The organism is Psychromonas aquimarina ATCC BAA-1526 (assembly GCF_000428725.1).
In the GTDB taxonomy this organism is placed as follows: domain Bacteria; phylum Pseudomonadota; class Gammaproteobacteria; order Enterobacterales; family Psychromonadaceae; genus Psychromonas; species Psychromonas aquimarina.
In genome coordinates this window covers 130,012-150,629 of the sequence record NZ_AUAM01000011.1, presented here as the reverse complement: position 1 = coordinate 150,629, position 20,618 = coordinate 130,012, and the positions used below count along the sequence as shown (strand labels likewise).

The following is a 20,618-nucleotide window of genomic DNA, read 5'->3' as shown; positions in this document are numbered from 1 at the left end:
TTTGTAATTAGAATAACTAGTTACTGCAATCAACGCCTTGCTTTCATCCATTTTTCCTACGCCTAAATAGATCACCTAATTAATGGAATTGGTATGACCGTTACAGCCTAAGCTGTAACGGGTACTGAGTTTTGAATGGTTATTTTTTAGTTAAGGCAAATTTCTGCGGGGCTGCATCAATGGTGGTTACCGTGACATCGGTATTTTCGCCTTTTACTGCTGTCTGAACATTGCTGTTAGGCAGTGATAACTCCCACAGGCCCTTGACGGTGACAGTGGTGGTCATGACCTGAGACAGATCGTAACGCCAAGGACGGCTGTAGATGCTTACCTCTACCTGCTCGCCGTTCTCATCAATCTGATCCGGATCCTGACCGCTGTATATTGCTAAGTCAGGATTCACCACACTTAACTGCAGCTGTGATGCAGACAAAGATTTGGCCATTACCTGTGAAGGGGTATTAGAAGCGGTAATATAGTCGCCGTTAACACCTGAGGCTGCTTCAAAAAATGCATAAGCTTCAACATTATCTGCACTGCGTACCGCATGTACCTGATTATCGCGCTGCAGAACCGTGTAGACTGGTTTGATATTATCCTGAGCCTCCACTTTTATGGCGTATTCATACTGGCCGTCGGTTGGTGCTGTACCATGCTCAATAACTGCAGCTGCAAACAACCCGCTGGTTGGTGAAGCGTCACCCTGGGCATTAGAGGACTGCTCCTGGTAGGTGAAGCGCACCTGCTCGTCTCCGCCTGCTGTTACGTAATAGCGGTTGCCGGCAGGATCCAGGAAGGTGACATCTTCAGTCGTGATCTCTTCTGTGCCGAGGGTGTTGACCGGATTATCATTGATCTCAACCGGCTCCAGATCAGCAACACTGTGCTGGAAGAGGGTTGTTTCGGTAAGATGCTGGCTGTCGCTGTTCTGGATGCCGGATCCCAGGGCAATAATCTCATTGCCGAACATAAAGTAGGACTTGCGGGCACGCAGGCTCTGCTGTTCATATTTTTTATGGCCGTGCAGTTTCATGGCAAACATTGCATTGCTGTTATCAAGGGTGTTGGCACCGGAATAGGTCTCTGTGGATAACAGCATCTCTTCAACACCGGCATCCGGCAGCTGGTTTAATACAGCCCGAAGCTGCTCGTTAGGCAGATTAATCGTGGTGGTGCCGGGGAACTGATTCCAGTTCCAGCCGTCATGACTGAAGGCCCGATTGTCTAAATCTGACGGTGTGATTTCCAGCTGTCCGTACTGCAGATAACGGCCGTAGAGATTATTAGCTGCATAGGTTTCATTGCCGACCAGATAACGGCTGAATCCGCGTGCGGTTGCCAGCCAGGACATTTCGTGGTCGGCCGGGCTCTGACCGCGGGCCATTGCCATTGAAGCATAATTCATCGCCCATACACCGACAGGTTCATCCTCTGCATCCACTTCTTCAAAATCAGACAGTTTCGCCAGGTTGGCATAAGCAGCCGCCAGTTCGGAGTCGACCGTTTCGCTGCCGTCCGGCGAGCCGGCCAGTGCCATCCATTTGAAAGGAGTTGAAGTGATTTTCTGCTCGCCGGTGGGGTGACGGCCGCTTAATACAATCGGTGTAATCAGCTCCTTGGTATAAATACGCATAGTCATCAAGGTATCTTTAGTGTGCTCGTGTGATTCTTCGCTGATCTGGAAAGGGCTGCCTCCAAGACCGTAAATGGCGCCGGACAAACCGCCGAAGGCGTCTTTACCATAAGCCGGGTAATGCTGTGAGTGGTGGAAAGTAGAGCCGTCTGTTTTAAACCCGCCGGCTAATCCGTCGGAGGTCAGCAGTGTTTTGCTTAACCATTCCTGATGTTGAGTCAGCATCGCTTCACGCTCTGCCTGATCGGGTAATAACAGGAAGCTTTTGATCATCCACTGCAGCTGCGTATTAAGGATATCTACATTGGAAGAGTTAATCTCTTCGCCGGGTTCATAGACTCGACCGGCGGCATTGAACCACATCATCGACTGCTGGGCACCTTCAAGCAGCTGATTATCAGCCAGCAGATTACGGGCGACAAACATAGCGTCAAACAACTCGCGGGTCTGATAACCTACATGAGTAATTATCTGATAACCTGAGCCTCCTTCCCAGCCCTGGGTCAGCACATAGCGTGTAGCATCAAGAAATACACTTTCCAGCGCGGCGCGGTTTGCCGCGGAGAGATTAGTAGTGCGCAGATATTTGGCACTGTCCTTCATTGCCTGACCCAGTGTTCTGATTGATTCTGTATCCAGGAGCATCTCCAGTGTTTCGTCACTGACAATACCTGTTTTTAGAAAACTCTGACCGTTAGGGTGAGTCAGCGGTTTACCCTTGACCGTGCCGTCCGGGTTATAGGAGATCTCAAACTCAGTGTATTTTGCAAGATTCTCATCAATTTTTTCCTGGCTGATGGTGCTGTTTTCATTGACCCCGATATGATGATCAAAATTAACATACAGGCTGGCGCTGTCTCCCTGAGTATCGTCAAATTCAGTATCGAAATTAAATTCAGGCTGTGCTTCGCGGAGCATCTGATCGTACATTAACAGTGCCGTCCAGTTTTTACTGGCCATATCCTTCACGCCCGGATTAACAAAAGGCTGATGGTAATCAGGTGTCGGGTAGCGGTTATCAACGGGCACTGACATCATCACCTGATCCAGCAGTATGGTTCCGGCTTCATCCGGTGCAGTAATTACCATCTGATTCATACCTTCTGCCGGAGTGCCGTCCATATCTCGAAAAGGAACCGATATGCCTCGCCAGCCCTGGAAATCAAGGGAGTATTTAAAGTTAGCATCTTCTGAGCCTGCGGTGCCGAAACTAAAGGTCAGCTCTTTATCAACCGCTTTCTCGTTATATATCCAGGCCATAAAGGTATAAGGACTGATCTCGTCATCGTCATTTTTATAACCGATATCCTGATCAAAGGTAAGCTGGCTTTGTGCATCAAAAACCCATTCTAGAGAGCTTTGTCCGTCTTTATAGTGCTCTGTAGTGACTGCTAATGCCTGGGAACCGGAGGTCGTGATCGACTCAGGCACACCCTGTTCAAAAAAGTACATATAGCCGCCGGGTTCAAGGTTTGAATTATCTCCTGAATCTACGACCTCACTTTCGTTTTGGCAGGCTGACAGTGCAACAAAAACACTTAATGCTACTAATGACTTATTCAGACTAACTCTCATTTATATTTCCCTTCTCTGTGTTGTAAAAAAGTTTCGAAAGTTTATCGAAAGCTAAAGAAAGGTTTTTTGATCAAATTCACAACTGCGCGGTAAAGTTGATCTTTCGTTGTCTTTTGTTCATGTTTTTTGAGCTGGTCGTTATTTGTGCGCTTAATTTTTGATCTTTACATTTTTAGACTTGTGATCGTCGTCATTTTATCCTTACGAATACTTACGTATAGTTGGTTGTATGTTAATACGAAAGCATTCAAAAGGTTCTGCTATGACAAATTCACATTTACCACAAGCTCGTTTTCATATGATGGCTAAACCGACCAGCTATCACTGTAATTTGAAATGTGATTATTGTTTCTATCTTGAAAAAGAAGGGATCCTGCCGGAAATATCAGAGCAGCAGAAAAGTAAAACTCACGGTTATATGACAGAAGCCGCGCTGAAGCGCTATGTCCGCGACTATATCCGCTCACAAGACAGTGATGATATTGATTTTGCCTGGCAGGGCGGTGAGCCGACACTCGCGGGATTAGACTTTTACCGTAATGCGGTTAAATATCAGAAAATGTATGCCGACGGAAAAAATATCAGCAACAGCTTTCAAACCAATGCCATTGTGATTAACCGTCAGTGGGCACAGTTTTTCGCGGAAAATAATTTTTTAATCGGTGTATCGATTGACGGTACGCCTGAGGTGCATGATAAATACCGAATTTCAGTGAACGGCAACCCGACCTTTGAACGTGTTAAACGTGCCATTGAGTTATTGATTGAATATAAGGTCGAATTTAATACCTTAACCGTGATTAATGATCAGAACTGGGATAAAGGTAAAGAGACCTATCAGTTATTAAAATCACTTGGCTCTAAGCATCTGCAGTTTATTCCCATTGTTGAAGTTGACCAAAGCTGTCAGCAGAAAAACAGCGGGCATTATTCACCTTCTGCCGATCCGTCACTTACTCATTTCTCAGTGCCGGCTGACGGATACGGTCAGTTTATGAGCGAGGTTTTTGACGAGTGGATTAAAGAAGATGTCGGCACAATATTCGTGCGTATGTTTGACAGTATTCTCGCCACCTGGATGGGTTATCCCGCATCTGTCTGTGTGCAGTCGCGTGAATGCGGCCAGGCAATGGTTATTGAAGCTAACGGCGATCTTTACTCCTGTGACCATTATGTTTATCCGGCTAATAAACTAGGTAATATCCGCCAGAATAATATAACTAAAATGGCGGTCAGCAAGCAGCAGAAACGTTTTGGTGAAGCTAAATATAAGACTTTAACCAGCAGGTGCCGGAGCTGCGAAGTGCAGGCACTTTGTCACGGCGGCTGTCCTAAGCACCGTATCACTTCTATTGAAGGTGAAAAATTTAAGCACAACTATTTATGCCCTTCATACCAGCGCATTTTTAAACACACCACCACAGCTATGCATCTGATGACCCAGGAAATTAAGCGCGGCGGTTTAGCTGCGGACGTAATGCCGGTCATCGCAAATTTAAAACCAAGCAAGTAAAATCAACAGGAGTAACAATGAAAAGATTTACCTCAAAGAAAACGCTGCTGGCCGGGCTGATCGCAGCATCCTGCGCTGCTGCACCGGTGACGGCTTTTGCCGCCAAAGATGCAGAAAAACCCAACGTCCTGCTGATTGTTATGGATGATCTCGGCACTGCACAACTGGACTTTATGCTCGATCAGGTTGATAAAGAAACGCTCCAGAAGCGTCCTGTGCCGGTGCGTTATGAAGGAGACTTCGATACGCTGTACGATGCGGCGAAACGTTCTATGCCTAATGTAACTGAGCTGGCAAATGAAGGTATCAGAATGACCAATGCCTACGTGGCGACACCGGTCTGCGGTCCGTCACGTGCTGGTATGATGACCGGCCGTAACCCGCACAGCTTTGGTACTTACAGTAATGATGATGCCAAACTGGGTATTCCTCTGGATATCAAATTACTGCCTGAGCTGATGAATGAAAATGGTTATACCACGGCTAATATCGGTAAATGGCATAATGCTAAGGTACGTAAAGAGTTAGTGCCGGAAAATACACGCAGCCGTGACTACCATGAAAATGAAGTTTCATTTGCTGAAGAAGGCTTCGGGCCGGAAGATCGTGGTTTTGACTACTCATACAGTTATTACGCTTCGGGTGTGGCTTTATACAACTCTCCTGCGGTATTCCAAAACGGTAAAAATGTACCGTCGCCGGGTTATATCACTCATAACTTAACCGATGAAACAATTAAGTTTATTGAAAAATCCGGTGATAAACCTTTCTTTGTAAACCTTGCGTTCAGCGTTCCTCATATTCCTCTGGAGCAGCCTGCACCAGCCAAATATATGGACCGTTTTGATACCGGTAATGTTGAAGTTGATAAATATTACGCGCATGTTAATGCCTCCGATGAAGGTATCGGCAGGATTATAGATAAGCTCAAAGAGATGGGAGAGTATGAAAATACACTTATCTTCTTCCTGTCTGACAACGGGGCGGTATTCGAATCTCCAATGCCGATGAACGGTATGGATCGTGCGTTTAAAGGCACGCGTTACCGCGGCGGTGTGCATGTTCCGTTTGTTGCGCACTGGAAAGGTAAGCTGCCGGAAGGTCAGGTAAACAACACTATGATCTCTGCGATGGATATTCTGCCGACTGCACTGGCGGCTGCTGATATTGACATCCCGAGTGAGATGGATGTTAACGGTCAGAATATTATGCCTCTGCTTCAAGGTAAAAAGCAGGAACCGCATAAATACCTGTACTGGGCCGGTCCTCGTGCTTTTCATTATTCACCTGAAAGCGGCGAGTTCTGGAATCATTACTGGAAATGGATCTCTTTTGAAGAGCAGGAGTTTAAACCTAGCCCGTATATTGAAAAACACTCTAAAGGTGAATGGGCGATAAAAGATCAGAACTGGTCGCTGCATTATTACGATGACGGCAATGCTGAGTTTGAACTATATAACTACTCAAAAGATCCGGCTGAATCAATTAACTTAGCTGAAAAATATCCGGAAAAAGTGAAAGAGCTGAGAAAAGCATTTTACGCCTGGGTAAAAGACAAACCTGCACCGATTGCCTGGGGCCAGGATCGTTATAAAGTAATAACCGATTCAGCGGCGGAATGATACCAATCTGAATAAGTATCTGCTCTTTTATGCTGGTTAAAATCAATTCTATCTTCGTTATTAATTTCGTAATTAGAATAACTAGTTACATCAATTAATGCCTTGCTAGTATTGATTTTTCCTACGCCTAAAACTGACCATCTACTTAATCAGTTTGCTATGACCACTGAACAGCAGGTAACAAATACCTGCCGCCGGATGCTGATCTGCATCCGGCTTTCAAGCACACAGGTATTGGACCCTATGTGCTTTTTTTTTTCACTTCGACACCATGAAGTTCGAGATTAATTTATGAGTAAAATAATCAGCGCGGCACCAAGACCAAAAATCCCCTATGAACACCCAGATGCCGGAATGTATTTTAAACTTTTTAAAGAAAATATAATCCGCTTAAAAAATCGTAAACCTGCTTATAATAAGCATGATCAACAGATCCGCGATTTATTTCAGCGGGATCAGCAGGACTTAAAATATCAGTGTGAGCAGCTGGTCAGTTATGTTGCTGAAGCATTTAATCATTATGCGCTGTGGGACTACAGCCATGCTTATTATCCCGGACGGCCAAGTCAGCAGACAGCAAGAACCGATGCACTTGAAGGAGTCAGCCGGGTGCTGCCGACACTGGCTGTCTGGCTGCATGCTAACGGCAGAGAAGGTCATGTGCTTAAAGGCCTGGACGGCAGCGTTATTGATGTTGTAAAAATACTGAAGCAGGCTTTTCTCGCCGGTACAGATCCGGAGCACCCAGGTTACTGGGGAGAGCTTCATGATTATGATCAGCGGGTATGTGAAAGTGCTGATTTAGCACTGGTTTTATGGCTTTCTAAAGAGCAGGTCTGGGACAGTTTTAACTGCGGGCAGCAGACACAGGTGCTCAGCTGGTTCAAACAGGTCAATCACTGTCAGACAGTGGATAACAACTGGCATCTGTTCCCGCTTACGGTGCAGGTTGTTATTAAATCCTTAACCGGAGAAGACTGCGTTGATCAGACAAAATATCAGCGCGTAAAAGAGTTTTATGTGGGTGACGGCTGGTTCAGAGACGGCGCCAAAGGCAATTATGATTATTACAATGCATGGGGATTTTTTTATTCCCTGTACTGGTTAGATCAGATTGATCCGCACTTAGACAGACAGTTTATTCACCAGTCACTGAGTGATTTTGCCGCCGGATACCGTTATTTTTTCACCCCGCAGGGCATGCCGTTTTTCGGGCGCAGCGCCTGTTATCGCCTGGCCGCTTCTGCACCGCTGCTGGCTGCTGTGGATCAGGGCTCAGATGCGCTGACTGCCGGAGAAGCACGGCGTGCATTTCATTGTAATCTGCGTTATTTCATTGCTAACGGCGCATTTGTTAACGGTGCTCCGACACAGGGGTTATTTGATGATGATGTACGCCTGGTGGACAACTACAGCGGTCCGGCCAGTAGTTTCTGGTCATTACGCGCATTAAATATCGCTGTTTACTGCGGTGACAGAAGCGGTTTATGGCAGGCGCAGGAAACTCCGCTGCCGGTTGAACAGGAAGATTTTTCCTTTGCGCTTCCTACTATTCAGGCACGGGTAATGGGTACGGCGGCTACTCAGGAAGTTGTGGTGATTTTCCAAAGTGAATACACCGAACTGCAGTCGCCGTTATTACGGCGGTTAATTAAACCAACCTGGGTAGACTGTTTATCTGAAAAAATAACCGGCCGGGCGAAGAGACCTAAAAATAATCTGCTGCGCAAGGGAGTAACCTGTTATTCATCGAAAATGAGCCATTTTTTCTGATTACAAAGGGTTATGTGATACAGATCGATCTGTTTCATTTTCTTTTGCGGTAAAAGCAACTGAAAGCTAGTGAAGGTCTTTGTAGTTTTGTATACTTCCGTTATTCGTTTTTATAGATACTCTTAATAATACTCAGTGAGTAACCCTGCAATGAGAAAAAACAGAAAAATTGCCGTTATCGGCGAATGCATGATTGAACTGAGCGGCCGGGTATTTGAAGCTCAGGCTCAGAATTACGGCGGTGACACCTTAAATACAGCAGTGTATTTATCGCGCCTGCTGCCTTCTCTTAACCCTTATTATATAACGGCTTTAGGCACGGATAATTACAGCCGCGGTATGATTTATCACTGGCAGCATGAAGGTATTAATACTTCTCTGGTGATGACCTACCCTCATAAATTACCCGGTATGTATGCCATTGAGACTGATGATTTTGGCGAGCGCAGTTTTCACTACTGGCGCAATGATTCAGCTGCCCGTTATATGTGTCAGCACCCGGATTTCGTTTCGAAAATGACCAGCCTGGCGGATGCCGACCTTATTTATCTTTCCGGTATCTCCTTAGCTGTTTTACCCAAAGCCGGCAAAACGCAGCTGTTAAAGATATTAGCGGAGCTGAAAGCACAGGGTGTAAAAATCGCGGTGGATTCAAATTACCGCCCGCGTTTATGGTCTGATGCGGCAGAGGCCCGCGAGTGGTTAGATAAACTTTATCAGCTGAGCGATATTGCCTTAGTGACTGCTGATGATGAAGAACTGCTGCTGGACCGGAAGAACTTACATGCGGGAGACATTGCGCAGCGTCTACATGATTTAGGTATTAAGCAGGTGGTGGTGAAACTCGGTGCCGACGGCGCTATGTGGTCGCAGAATAACCAGCACGGTTTTGTTTGCGGAGACAGTGTTGAAAATGTTGTTGATACAACGGCTGCCGGTGATTCATTTAATGCAGCCTACCTGGCCGCCTGGTGCGCCAGTATGGATATGGCGGAATGCTGTTACTGGGGCAACAGCTTAGCTGCACAGGTGATTCAGCACAAAGGGGCGATTGTTTCTAATGAGCATACAAGTCACCTGACAGATTCTATGAGAACTAAAAATGATGAATAAACAACGGCGGCTGCTTTTTCTGCAGCTGCTGAACTGATTAAAGATTAGGAGAAATGATGACAATGGTAAAACATGTAGCAGTGCTGCTGGCTGATGGCTTTGAAGAGGGTGAAGCTGTTGTATTTATTGATATTATGCGCCGCTTAGATATTAAAGTGGATGTCCTGTCGTGCATGCAGACTACTGCACTGGAAACCTATTTTGAAACGCGTATCAGTGCCGATTACACCCTTAAAGATAAATATAATCAGACCTATGATGCAGTGATGATGCCGGGCGGTCCGAAAGGCACTGATAATCTCTCAACCAATACAATGGTGATTGATTTCCTTAAAAAACATATTGAGCAGCAGAAATATATCTGTGCACTGTGTTCATCAGGCGCGAAAGTATTAGCCGCGCATAATTTACTGGAAGGGCGTAACTACACCACAGGTGCGGGCCTTAATAAGAAGTTCAGTGACGGTAACTTCCTGGATCAGAAAGTGGTTATTGACGGTAACTTTATCAGCGGTAAAGGTTTAGGAGTCAGCTTTGAGTTTGCCTTTACTGTGGCTAAAATGCTCCTGACAGATAATCCGGATAAGGTCGACTGGCAGGCGGATCATATCTATTTTGATCACTGGCCGCTTTAACTGCTGCTAGTGTAAATTATACAAAGAAGCCCTGTTGACAGGGCTTTTTTAGTGCGACTAACTTCTCCGCCAGCATAATAGGCCGTACTGTTACTGCGCTATTGTTCAGGACACCATCTGTCCGCGAAGCTGCTGCTCATGCTTGGATATTGCTTCAAGCAGAAAACGCACACATACGCGCACACGTTCCGTTGAAACTAGATCCGGATGGGTCAGTATCCAGGCCGGCATGAATTTTAACTTAGTTTGACCAGGTAGACGAACCAGTCCCGGTTCAGTATCGCCGATAAAGCAGAGAAGATTTGAAATTCCCAGCCCTGATTTTACGGCTTGAAGATGAGAATAGGGATCTAATACACAATGCTGTACCTTACAGTTAGCATACGGTGAATCGCGGTTCCAGGCTGCGACAGTTTCTTTAGGTGCCCATCCAACCCAGTGTCCGCTGGGCTCCCGGCCGTTAAAGCTGTGTGAGGCAATGTAGTCGGGCGCAGCATAAACAGCACTGGCAAAATCCGGCAGCCGATGAGCTGTCAGGTAGTCATCCGGCTCTTTTTGAAATCGGATCGCGATATCAGCATTGCGCCGGCTTAGGTCTGCGACTTCATAGGTAGCGTCAATCTCGAGCTCTATATCCGGGTATAGTGCGCTGAATTCGGCAATATGTGGCATCACCAGATGCTGCGCTACATGCGGCGCCATGGAAATACGAATCAGGCCGGATAAAGATGCATCACGGCCGAAAATCTCACGCTCCATACTGAGAATTTCACTTTCAACCCGCTCGGCCCGCTCTACTAAAGCTTCTCCCATTTCGGTTAAAACAAATCCTTCCGGCAGGCGGACAAAAAGTTTCAAGTCTAACTGCGACTCCATAGCCTGCAGCCGCCGCGATACAGTTGAATGACTTACACCCATTAATCTGGAGGCCGAACGTATGGAACGACCCCGCAAAACAGCTAAAAAAACGCGCAGGTCATCCCATTCAAATACCTTCATCTATATCTCCATCCTTGTCATCTAATTGAAACTCACGCTGTCTGCCTTCTCTGATGGTGCAAAAACGGAATGGCAATCAGCAATTATAGGCAGTTCTGTGTTTTATTTGAAGGTGTTAAATTAAATAAAAGGAAAATCTGAAAGCCAAGGGAAATGGAAATGAATATTGAAAAGAAGGTTAACAACCTAAGCATCAATGCCACTGCGAATATCGGCGTACCAGCGCCTGAAGCAGCGCAGAAAAATCACCTTACCGATGTCGGTTCCGTACTGTTACAGGCCGACTTTGAAGTCAGTTCCCTTGAGCTGCCGGCAGCAGACCTCATACATGCAGCCAAAGCTGCACTCTGTTTCCTGAACAGTTTAATCCACTACACAGCAGCCCCTCGGCCTGTGCCCTTAGTAAATTACTACAGCGCTGATTCTGCAGTTCCATCTTAACTGCTTTGCTAACCATTTTAGACGGCAAAGCAGCCGCTTTCAGCCGTACTTATTAATCAAACAAAAAAATCATTATTGGAGAAATCATGATCGATAAATTTTTCGGCTTTGCCGCCAGGCACCCTGTATGGGTGATACTGGCATTTCTGGCCTTTACCATATTAGCGGCTTCCGGTGCACAGAAGCTGGTCTTTAAAAGTGATTACCGTATTTTCTTTGATGAAAGTAATCCGCAGTTAACTGCATATGAATCCATGCAGAAAATTTACAGTAAGAGTGACAATGTCACTTTTATTGTTGTTCCAAAAGAGGGCGATGTGTTTACCAGGGAGCATCTTGCCGGGCTGAAAAAACTGACTAAAGCGAGCTGGCAGATCCCCTACTCAACTCGGGTTAATTCATTAACTAATTTTCAATATACCTATGCCGAAGAAGACGACTTGATTGTTGAAGATCTGGTGATGGATGCACAAAATTTAAGTGCCTCAGATATCAGCCGGATTAAGCAGGCTGCGGTAAATGAACCGCAGCTGGTTAACAAGATTGTCTCTGCATCCGGACATGTTTCAGTTGTTGATGTCTCAGTGAAACTGCCGGGATTAGATCCTGCAGCTGAAGTGCCGCAGGTTGCCGGTTATGTGCGTAAACTTAAAGATGACTTTATTGCTCAGAATCCCGGATCGCAGGTTTACCTATCGGGCATGGTGATGTTGAACAATGCTTTTGCTGAGTCCTCTCTAGAGGACGGCTCCACATTGGTACCTGCAATGTTTTTAATTGTGGTGATCACCATAGGGTTTTTATTAAGAACCATTTCAGGCACTTTTGCGACAGTACTGGTTGTTGTTATGAGCATTGCCGGGGCCATGGGATTAGCCGGCTGGATGGGGTTCTTTCTCAGCGGCGCATCTGCGTCTGCACCGACGATTATCCTGACCCTGGCAGTCGCCGACTGCATCCATATTTTAGCGTCTATGTTCTATGAAATGCGCCATGGGGCCGATAAAGCCTCCGCTATTCAAAAAAGTTTAAAGATTAATCTGCAGCCTGTGTTTCTGACTAGTATTACCACGGCAATAGGCTTCTTAAGTATGAATTTCTCTGAGATTCCCCCTTATCGGGACTTAGGTAATATTGTGGCTATGGGGGCCATGCTGGCATTTATTTTCTCAATAACGATCTTCCCTGCGTTACTGTCTGTGCTGCCGATACGAGTAAAAGTTCAGGCAGAGGGTAAGAAAAATAATATGGCTCGACTGGCTGATCTGGTGATTACTAAACGCCGCCTGCTGTTACCTGTGATCAGTGTTTGTGTAATTGTTCTGGCTGTCTTTATTCCCAAGAATGAAATAAATGATGACTTTGTAAAATACTTTGACAGTAGTGTTCCCTTCAGAAGCGCTACCGATTACATGCAGGAAAATTTGTCCGGTCTGACACTGTTAGAGTTGTCGGTTAAATCGGGCCGCGCCGGCGGTATTAATGATCCGCAGTTTTTGAAAACTGTTGATCAGTTTAGTGACTGGCTGCGGGGGCAGAAGGAAACAGATCATGTTAATACCCTTACTGATGTTCTTAAACGTCTGAATAAAAATATGCATGGGGATGATCCTGCCTGGTACAAACTGCCGGAAACGCAGGAAATGGCCGCCCAGTATTTATTATTGTATGAAATGTCCCTGCCCTACGGACTGGATTTAAATACGCAGCTGAACGTGGATAAATCTTCCACCAAACTGATTGCTACCTTTAAAAATTTAACCAGCAGCCAGCAGATTGAGCTTGGCGAGAGACTGGAAGCCTGGTTTAAAAGTAATGCACCTCAGTATGAGCTGGATACTGCCAGTCCAAGTTTTATGTTTGCCCATATTGGTCAGAAAAGCATAGTCAGTAGTTTAGTCGGCACTGTCGCCGCGCTGATCGTTATTTCAATTATTTTAGGCTTTGCTTTAAAGAGCTGGCGTTACGGTTTGATCAGTCTGTTACCAAACTTACTGCCGGCGGCGGTAGCCTTTGGTATCTGGGCGTTAATCAACGGTCAGATAGGCATGAGCCTGTCTATGGTGATAGGTATGACTCTGGGTATCGTTGTAGATGATACCGTGCATTTCTTAAGTAAATACCTGCACGCCCGCAGAAATAACAACAGCGATGCGGCCGACGCTGTCCATTATGCCTTTGCTCATGTGGGGGGAGCGCTATGGATAACTACCCTGGTATTAGTCGCTGGATTTACAGTGCTGGCACAGTCCAGTTTTAAATTGAACGGTGATATGGGCATGTTAACCGCGATCACCATTTTAGCCGCACTGATTATTGATTTCTTGTTTTTACCGCCTCTGCTTATCGCTTTGGACAACATGAAAAATAGAAAAGCAGCGCATAGCAGCGATGCCGTTGAATTACCCGCACCTAGTCAGCCGACATTATAAAAATATTGGAGAAAATTATGTTATATCAAGGACGTTTGAAAACAGTTTTAATCACGACGCTGCTGGCTGCGGCGAGCCTGAGCAGTTTTGCAGTTTCCCAGCAGGAAACCGATCAGGAAAAGAATGCGCGCCGGAAAGGTCTGGATATTTCTGTAGAGGTTAAAAACAGAGACAGCGGCTGGGGTGACAGTAAAGCAGATATGCTGATGATTTTACGCAATGAGCAGGGGCAGGAGAGCGTGCGTGAAATTAAAATCAAATCACTGGAGCAGCTGGGGGACGGTGATAAAAGTCTTACGGTATTTAATAAACCGAAGGATGTGAAAGGCTCTGCATTTTTGAGTTATTCACATGCTGAAAAAGCAGATGATCAATGGTTATATCTGCCTTCTTTAAAGCGTGTAAAGCGTATCTCATCACGTAATAAATCGGGCCCGTTTATGGGCTCTGAATTTTCATTTGAAGACTTCAGCTCCTTTGAAGTCGAAAAATACAGCTATAAGTATTTAGGTAATGAGAAAATTGCAGCTAAAGACTTCTTTAAGGTGGAGCAGTTCCCCGTTGATGAAAATTCTGGTTACACTCGTCGTGTCGTCTGGATTGATCAGCAGGAATACCTGGTGCACAAGATCGATTATTACGATCGTAAAAATTCACTGTTGAAAACCTTAACTTATGTCGATTATCAGCAGTATAGCGGTAAATTCTGGCGTGCCCGCAGCATGCAGATGATTAATCATCAAAATGGTAAAAGTACCGAGTTAATATGGAATAACTACACGTTTAACAACGGCTTAAGCGAAGGTGACTTCAACCGCAATGCATTGAAAAGGACTCGGTAAGCCGCTATGTCAATGAACTTTTTAACAAAAAAGGCAGCAGCGGCCGCTCTGCTGCTGGCTTTTAATATATCTGCATCTGAGTTCGAGTACTCGGGGAAAATAGGTATAGAAGAGCGTTATTTTTTTGCAGGCGGGCAGTACGAGGAGCAGTTTGAACACTGGCAGACCTCTTTCTCTGTAGAGCCTGAATTTACCTGGAACTGGAATGACGGCGTCGACAGTCTGGTATTCACGCCGTTTTATCGTTTCGATGCTCAAGATGAGCAGCGGACTCATGGTGATATTCGCGAGTTGTTTTATATACATGTCGGAGATGACTGGGAATTCAGAGCCGGCATACGTAAGGAGTTTTGGGGAGTGACCGAGTTTCAGCATCTGGTTGATGTGATTAATCAAACTGATGGTGTTGAAGGTTTTGACGGGGAAGATAAACTTGGTCAGCAGATGCTTAATCTGTCCCTGGTTAGGGACTGGGGAATTATCGATTTATACCTGCTGCCGGGATTTCGTGAAAGAACATTTCCTGGTGAAGAAGGGCGTTTACGTGGTCCGCTGGTGGTTGATAAAAACAATGTAAGCTATGAATCATCTGCTGAAGATAAGCATATAGATTTTGCCGCCCGCTGGTCGCATGTTCTGGGTGATTTTGATATCGGAAGTTACTGGTTTCATGGTACTAACCGTGATCCGCTGTTGACACCCGCTCAAAACGGGCAAACGCTGGTATTGCGGCAGTATTATAATCAGATGGATCAGCTTGGCATTGATGTTCAGGCTACCATAGATGACTGGTTATGGAAATTTGAGTCAATATACCGCAGCACCAAAGCCGAAGACTTCGGGGCTGTACAGGCAGGCTTTGAATATACTTATGTAGGTGTTTTTGATTCATTTACAGATCTAGGCTTGTTAATGGAATACGGCTGGGATTCTCGTGGAGAAGCGGGAGCTTCGGCTGGAGCGAATGTTCAAAATGATCTGTTTCTGGGCAGCCGTATCGCATTTAACGACATGCAGGACAGCGAGGTATTAATGGGATTCAGCACTGATTTAGATCATAACGCCTTCAGTATTTTAGTTGAAGCAAGCCGTCGTTTCGGTGACAGTTTTAAAGCAAATCTGGATTTCAGGATGCTGCAGAGTAGTGAATATACAGATCAATTGTACAGCCTGAAAGATGATGATCATTTACAGGTTTCTTTAGACTGGTATTTTTAAATTTAAAAGAAAAGGTCAGCAGTAGTATCTGGGAAGTTATTGGCAGTGATCTGGATCTGCTCTGACAGATGCTGCTGCAGGCTTTTTTGTTTTAGATTTTCAGGATAGTAAGAATAAACTATTTTCCTATAGGAAGTGGTTCCATATTTTAAGGGCGACCGGCCCGAGTACTGTGTTTTTCAGCTTGGCGATGCAGACGGGTAAATTAATATCCCCCAGCGTATCCAGGCAGATTAATTCTTTATTTTGTATCTCTTTCTCAACGAAATGCAGCGGCAGTCTGCCCCAGCCGAGCCCGGCAGTGATTAAGTTTTTTTTAGTGTGCAGATCAGTTACATACCATTTCAGTGTTTGATCAATAATGTCTGTATCCGGGGACTGACCGTCTGAAGACTTAACAATGACCTGCGGGTAAGCCGCCAGATCGCTTTCAGTCACATTTTCAGTACTCTTTAAAGGCAGCTGTTTAGAAATAAGCAGCGGAATACTGATGCTGTCAATCTGTTTATAATCAATCGCTTTGCTGCGGCTGGGCGCACCATAAATAGCAATATCGACTTTTTTATCCAGCAGCATTCTTTCACCGGAAGCGACTTCAATTTCAAGATGAATTGTGGTGTTGGGAAATTCCTGTTTTAAGGAGGTTAATAAGCCGGTAATTTTATCTAATGGAAAAGTCGAATTCACACCCAGCCTTAGCTCCGTTTCATTTACCCCTTTCATTTCATTAACAAAGGTCTCAAATTCACCAGCCTGTTTCAAGAGACGGCGGATCTGTACAATCAGAATTTTTCCTTCCGCAGTGAGCTCAGGCCGGTAGGTTTTGCGGTTAAAGATTTCAATATCATAATAGGCTTCTACCTGTTTTACTGAATAGGAGACAGCCGAACGTACTTTATGCAGTTTTTCGCTGGCTTTTTGAAAGCTGCCTTCCGCACAAATCGTCTCAATAACCTGTAAATGTTCTAAATTCACCATAGTCAAATTATATGACCGTGATGTACTAAAAGCTATGCTTTTTTCTGACCATCTATTGTCCTAAAGTGTATTTAAGCAGTCAAATGTCATTAAATAAGGCAGTCTAATGAATTTAAAAAGCAATACCCTGAGGACACCCGAACAGGCTTTTCAAGGCCTGAGTGATTATCCCTTTGAAGCCAACTATATGCAGGTAGACGGTATGCGTATGCATTATCTTGATGAAGGGAAAAACAGTAATAAAGTTATTTTTCTTTTTCACGGTCAGCCTTCATGGAGCTACCTTTACCGGCATATGATCCCTCTTTTAGTTAATGCCGGTTACCGTGTTATTGCCCCGGATTTAATCGGCTTCGGCAAATCAGATAAACCTGTCAGCTCGGACAGTCATACCTATGCAGATCAGGTGAAGTGGATGCGCAGTTTTGTACAGCAGCTGGGTATTAAACATGCGGCTGCTTTTTTTCAGGACTGGGGAGGCATGATCGGCTTACGAGTGCTGGCACAGGAGCCGCAGTGGTTAGATCGTCTGGTAGTTTCTAATACTGCGCTGGCGGAAATGAGCGGGCTGGAAAAATTTATGGTGCCGAAAATACTGAAGCTGCTGGCTGCTTTTGCCGGTAAACCAAGTCTGGAAAAATTTGCCGCTAATATTAATTACGGTAACTGGGCCGGTTATTTCAGACATGCCGGGCAGCTGCAGATAGGTCAAATCATTCAAACGCTGACCACCAGAGAGTTAAGCTCAGCTGAAATGCTCGCTTATGATGCACCTTTCCCTACTGCTGAATATTATGCCGCACCAAGAAAGATGCCGGAGATTGTTGCCTCTGAACTGGATGCTGTTAATGCCGACTGGTCAAAACTCAAACAGTGGCATAAACCTGTGCTGACTCTGTTCAGCGATAAAGATCCCTTTCTGGCTGATCAGGGCTATGACAAAAAATTTCAAAATAATTTTAAAGGTGCACAGGGGCAGCCGCATAAAACCATAGAAAACGCCTCGCACTTCTTACAGGAAGATCAGTCCCCGCAGCTGGCTTCTTTATTGATCAGCTGGTTACAACAAACCCGGTTTTAACAGAGGAAAACAGATGAAAATTTTAGCAGTAGGTGCAAACGGTATTATTGGTCAGGCTGTGGTTAATTTATTAAGCCGGGATAACGAAGTGATCGCCGTAGGCCACAGCAGCGGCGGCTTAACGGTGGATATTGAAAGCAAGGAATCTATTCAAGACCTTTTTGAGCAGAGCGGCAGGGTTGATGCCATTATCAGCATGGCGGGTAATGGTGAAATGGGCAGTCTGCAGGAGACGCCTGACTCGGGGTATCAAATGGTACTGGAAAATAAAGTGATGGGGCAGGTAAACCTGGTACGCATAGGTTTGGATTATCTTAATCACGGCGGATCGATTACCCTGACATCTGGTGAGTCAGCGGTTAAGCCTAAACCGGGAACTGCTGCGATCAGTATGGGCTGTGCTGCGGTTAATGCCTTTACTGCAGCGGCTGCATTAGAGCTTAAAGATGATAAAAGAATTAACGCAGTGAGTCCTGGTTTCGTTAAAGAAACCATGGAACTTTTGGGGATGGACAGCACTGCCGGGATTGCGGCAGAAGATGTAGCTTCGTATTATCAGGCCAGTATCGCAGGTCAAAGCAGCGGTAAAGTATTTCATGCTGTAGAGGGGAAATATGAGTAAGGAGAAATCTGCTTATTGCCAATAGGTTTTAAATTAAACAAAGAAGCCCTGTTCACAGGGCTTTTATATCTCTATTCGACCTGCCGACTCTGTCCGGCACCGCCTACACCAGCCATCACCAGCATGCCGCCGGTAATACAGATCACCGCGTCTTTGACTTTGCCGCTGCCAAATAAAATCTATCAACGCCTGAAAGTGCAGCGAAACGGTGAGATGATTGCCGATGTAGCGCTTGAGGACGGTTAAATAGAAGCCCGGAATCCGGTTTTTACCGTGTTAGCGATGATAGCTCTCTATATACTCCACCAGCATCTCAATATCCACCGGGATCACCGAACGGTTATCCGGCCCTTTTGTCAGCATGCCTTCATCAATAAGCTCACTGATAACCCGGGTATAAGCGCGCTCTGTACAGCCAAAACGCTGCGCTTCCTGATACATGTAGCTGTGGCGTTTCGGCCTGGCAGCTGAAGCGTGGTTTCTGACAATATCGTTGATAATATTGAACTTAAGCGGATAAAGGGAGCGCTCAATCGCGATATCCATGGTTTCCTGGTACATTCCGGACATATTGTGGCTGAGCCAGAAAGCGACCTTGGCCTCGCATAGCAGGATTTCGGTGAAACGCTCTTTGGGAATGGCGATCATCTCAGTGGGAGCCATGGTGATCACGTCAAACTGGCACTGCTTTTCTGAGAAAAACTCAATCTCACCGGTCAGATGGTTCTCTATAAAGAACTCGCCCATGCTGAGTGTTTTTCCATTAGGGGCAGTATGGTTTACCACAAAGTGAACTTCATCGAACCAGTAGACTTCGTTTAGCTCCTGGTGCTGACGGATGATGTAGTCATCTTTATCGAGATAGACTGTGCGAAACTCTCCGCTCTTTGCTATCTGGCGGAGCCTCTCCAGGCCTTCGTTTAAGATTTCCCCTTTGTTCATAGCGTTTCTCTGCAGATACCTTTAAAAACTGTGAACTTGCAATTGTACCACCCGACAATTGTCGTGTCGCCAAATCAGCGAGTTAGCTAGTATTGTTTTAACTCAAGCTCGGCGTATAGACCCAGATAAGGCTATGCTTGCCAGTATTTAACTCGAAAATTAATGAAATATCGGAAATAACTACAATGAAATATTTTGATCTTCCAAAAATCGACCTTCACTGCCACTTAGACGGCAGCCTTCGTCCACAGACTCTGATGGAGCTGGCTAAAGAGCAGGGTATCTCGCTGCCAAGCGATAACCTGGATGAAATCCGCGATATGATGATCGCACCAGAAACCTGTCAGGATCTGCCGGAATACCTGAGCCGTTTTGACCTGCCGGTATCTGTGATGCAGGTTGCGGATGCACTGGAGGGTATTTCATTTGAGCTGTTTGAAGACGCAGCAAACGAGAACGTGAAGTACCTGGAAGTGCGCTTTGCTCCTCAGCTTCACACCAAGCAGGGGCTGAGCTACGAGGAGATCATCGAAGCGGTGGTTAAAGGCATGAAGCGTGCTGAGCAGCAGTTCGACATTAAGGGTAACGTTATCCTGTCTATGGTGAAGTTTATGCCGTCAGACACCATTAAGCCGGTGATCGACGCGGGTGTGAAATTTCTGGGTAAAGGCGTGGCAGCGTTTGACCTGGCAGGCAGTGAACTGGACGGTTTCAGCCACGATTACGTTGAGTATGCGCAGTACGCTCAGGAGAAAGGCTACCGCATTACGATTCACGCTGGTGAGCAGGGCTGTGGTCAGAACGTGTATGAAGCGGTCACTATGCTGGGCGCAGAGCGTATCGGTCACGGTATCGCGATCCGCGATGACGAGCAGGCTTACCTGCGCGTTAAAGAAGATCAGGTGGCCCTGGAAACCTGCCCAAGCAGTAACGTACAGACCAAAGCCGTACCAGTGTTTGCTGCGCACCCGGTGAAAGAGTTCTACCAGGGCGGCATTCCTGTAACCATCAACACCGACAACCGCACAGTGTCTAACACCACCATGACCGATGAAGTTCGTAAGGTGATGGAAGTGTTCGGGCTGAGTGTTGAAGATTACTACCAGATCTACCGTCAGAGCGTTGAGCACTCATTTGCGGATGATGCGGTGAAAGCTGAGCTGATGGACTTTGCTAAGTAACAGGTATCTATTGATGGT

General features: G+C 45.8%; 17 protein-coding genes. 13 read left to right on the top strand and 4 right to left on the bottom strand.

Annotated elements, in window-relative coordinates; genetic code table 11:
• Nucleotides 1-139 precede the first annotated feature (139 nt).
• Nucleotides 140-3,208: a chondroitinase family polysaccharide lyase gene (locus tag G337_RS0104290; protein ID WP_028862780.1), complete on the bottom strand. Its 3,069-nt coding sequence runs from the start codon at nucleotides 3,206-3,208 to the stop codon at nucleotides 140-142.
• A 262-nt stretch (nucleotides 3,209-3,470) separates the two neighbouring features.
• Between G337_RS0104290 and G337_RS0104285 the strand changes: the two genes are divergently transcribed.
• From G337_RS0104285 to G337_RS0104265, 5 genes are all read left to right on the top strand, one after another.
• Nucleotides 3,471-4,721, top strand: a complete 1,251-nt coding sequence (locus G337_RS0104285) for an anaerobic sulfatase maturase (protein ID WP_028862779.1) — start codon at nucleotides 3,471-3,473, stop codon at nucleotides 4,719-4,721.
• Nucleotides 4,722-4,738: 17 nt separating this feature from the next.
• A complete protein-coding gene (locus tag G337_RS0104280; protein ID WP_028862778.1) occupies nucleotides 4,739-6,343 on the top strand; it encodes a sulfatase family protein in 1,605 nt (534 codons plus the stop codon).
• 291 nt (nucleotides 6,344-6,634) lie between these two features.
• Nucleotides 6,635-8,116 (top strand): DUF2264 domain-containing protein, encoded by a 1,482-nt coding sequence (locus G337_RS0104275; RefSeq protein WP_028862777.1) that lies wholly within the window; start codon nucleotides 6,635-6,637, stop codon nucleotides 8,114-8,116.
• A 150-nt stretch (nucleotides 8,117-8,266) separates the two neighbouring features.
• Nucleotides 8,267-9,229, top strand: a complete 963-nt coding sequence (locus G337_RS0104270; RefSeq protein WP_028862776.1) for a sugar kinase — start codon at nucleotides 8,267-8,269, stop codon at nucleotides 9,227-9,229.
• A 56-nt stretch (nucleotides 9,230-9,285) separates the two neighbouring features.
• On the top strand, nucleotides 9,286-9,864 hold the full coding sequence (locus G337_RS0104265; protein WP_028862775.1) for a DJ-1/PfpI family protein: 579 nt from the start codon (nucleotides 9,286-9,288) through the stop codon (nucleotides 9,862-9,864).
• A 105-nt stretch (nucleotides 9,865-9,969) separates the two neighbouring features.
• On the opposite strand, the gene G337_RS0104260 is transcribed toward G337_RS0104265, so the two are convergent.
• Entirely contained in the window at nucleotides 9,970-10,863 is an 894-nt protein-coding gene (locus G337_RS0104260) for a LysR family transcriptional regulator (RefSeq protein WP_028862774.1), read from the bottom strand.
• A gap of 159 nt (nucleotides 10,864-11,022) precedes the next feature.
• On the opposite strand from G337_RS0104260, the gene G337_RS0104255 reads away from it, so the two are divergent.
• The 4 genes from G337_RS0104255 to G337_RS0104240 all read left to right on the top strand — a co-directional run bounded on the left by G337_RS0104255 (nucleotide 11,023) and on the right by G337_RS0104240 (nucleotide 15,796).
• Complete coding sequence (locus tag G337_RS0104255) at nucleotides 11,023-11,304, top strand: hypothetical protein (protein ID WP_028862773.1); 282 nt, start codon at nucleotides 11,023-11,025, stop codon at nucleotides 11,302-11,304.
• A gap of 86 nt (nucleotides 11,305-11,390) precedes the next feature.
• The gene (locus G337_RS0104250) at nucleotides 11,391-13,736 is read left to right on the top strand and encodes an efflux RND transporter permease subunit (RefSeq protein ID WP_028862772.1); all 2,346 of its coding nucleotides are present in this window, start codon (nucleotides 11,391-11,393) and stop codon (nucleotides 13,734-13,736) included.
• 17 nt (nucleotides 13,737-13,753) lie between these two features.
• Entirely contained in the window at nucleotides 13,754-14,578 is an 825-nt protein-coding gene (locus G337_RS0104245) for an outer membrane lipoprotein-sorting protein (RefSeq protein ID WP_028862771.1), read from the top strand.
• Nucleotides 14,579-14,590: 12 nt separating this feature from the next.
• Nucleotides 14,591-15,796 carry a hypothetical protein gene (locus tag G337_RS0104240; protein ID WP_028862770.1) on the top strand — a complete coding sequence of 402 codons (1,206 nt, stop codon included), beginning with the start codon at nucleotides 14,591-14,593 and terminating at the stop codon, nucleotides 15,794-15,796.
• A 126-nt stretch (nucleotides 15,797-15,922) separates the two neighbouring features.
• Here G337_RS0104240 and G337_RS0104235 read toward each other — a convergent pair whose 3' ends face one another.
• Nucleotides 15,923-16,774 (bottom strand): LysR family transcriptional regulator, encoded by an 852-nt coding sequence (locus tag G337_RS0104235; protein ID WP_028862769.1) that lies wholly within the window; start codon nucleotides 16,772-16,774, stop codon nucleotides 15,923-15,925.
• Nucleotides 16,775-16,880: 106 nt separating this feature from the next.
• Here G337_RS0104235 and G337_RS0104230 point away from each other — a divergent pair, with 106 nt between their 5' ends.
• Genes G337_RS0104230 through G337_RS0104220 form a run of 3 tightly spaced genes read left to right on the top strand, consistent with a single transcriptional unit; the run spans nucleotide 16,881 to nucleotide 18,723 of the window.
• Nucleotides 16,881-17,855: a haloalkane dehalogenase gene (locus G337_RS0104230; protein WP_028862768.1), complete on the top strand. Its 975-nt coding sequence runs from the start codon at nucleotides 16,881-16,883 to the stop codon at nucleotides 17,853-17,855.
• A gap of 13 nt (nucleotides 17,856-17,868) precedes the next feature.
• Nucleotides 17,869-18,477 carry a short chain dehydrogenase gene (locus G337_RS0104225; protein WP_028862767.1) on the top strand — a complete coding sequence of 203 codons (609 nt, stop codon included), beginning with the start codon at nucleotides 17,869-17,871 and terminating at the stop codon, nucleotides 18,475-18,477.
• A 15-nt stretch (nucleotides 18,478-18,492) separates the two neighbouring features.
• Nucleotides 18,493-18,723, top strand: a complete 231-nt coding sequence (locus tag G337_RS0104220) for a hypothetical protein (RefSeq protein WP_028862766.1) — start codon at nucleotides 18,493-18,495, stop codon at nucleotides 18,721-18,723.
• A gap of 30 nt (nucleotides 18,724-18,753) precedes the next feature.
• On the opposite strand, the gene G337_RS0104215 is transcribed toward G337_RS0104220, so the two are convergent.
• Entirely contained in the window at nucleotides 18,754-19,419 is a 666-nt protein-coding gene (locus tag G337_RS0104215) for a Crp/Fnr family transcriptional regulator (protein ID WP_028862765.1), read from the bottom strand.
• A 185-nt stretch (nucleotides 19,420-19,604) separates the two neighbouring features.
• Between G337_RS0104215 and add the strand changes: the two genes are divergently transcribed.
• Entirely contained in the window at nucleotides 19,605-20,600 is a 996-nt protein-coding gene (add, locus tag G337_RS0104210) for an adenosine deaminase (RefSeq protein ID WP_028862764.1), read from the top strand.
• Nucleotides 20,601-20,618: the final 18 nt, after the last annotated feature.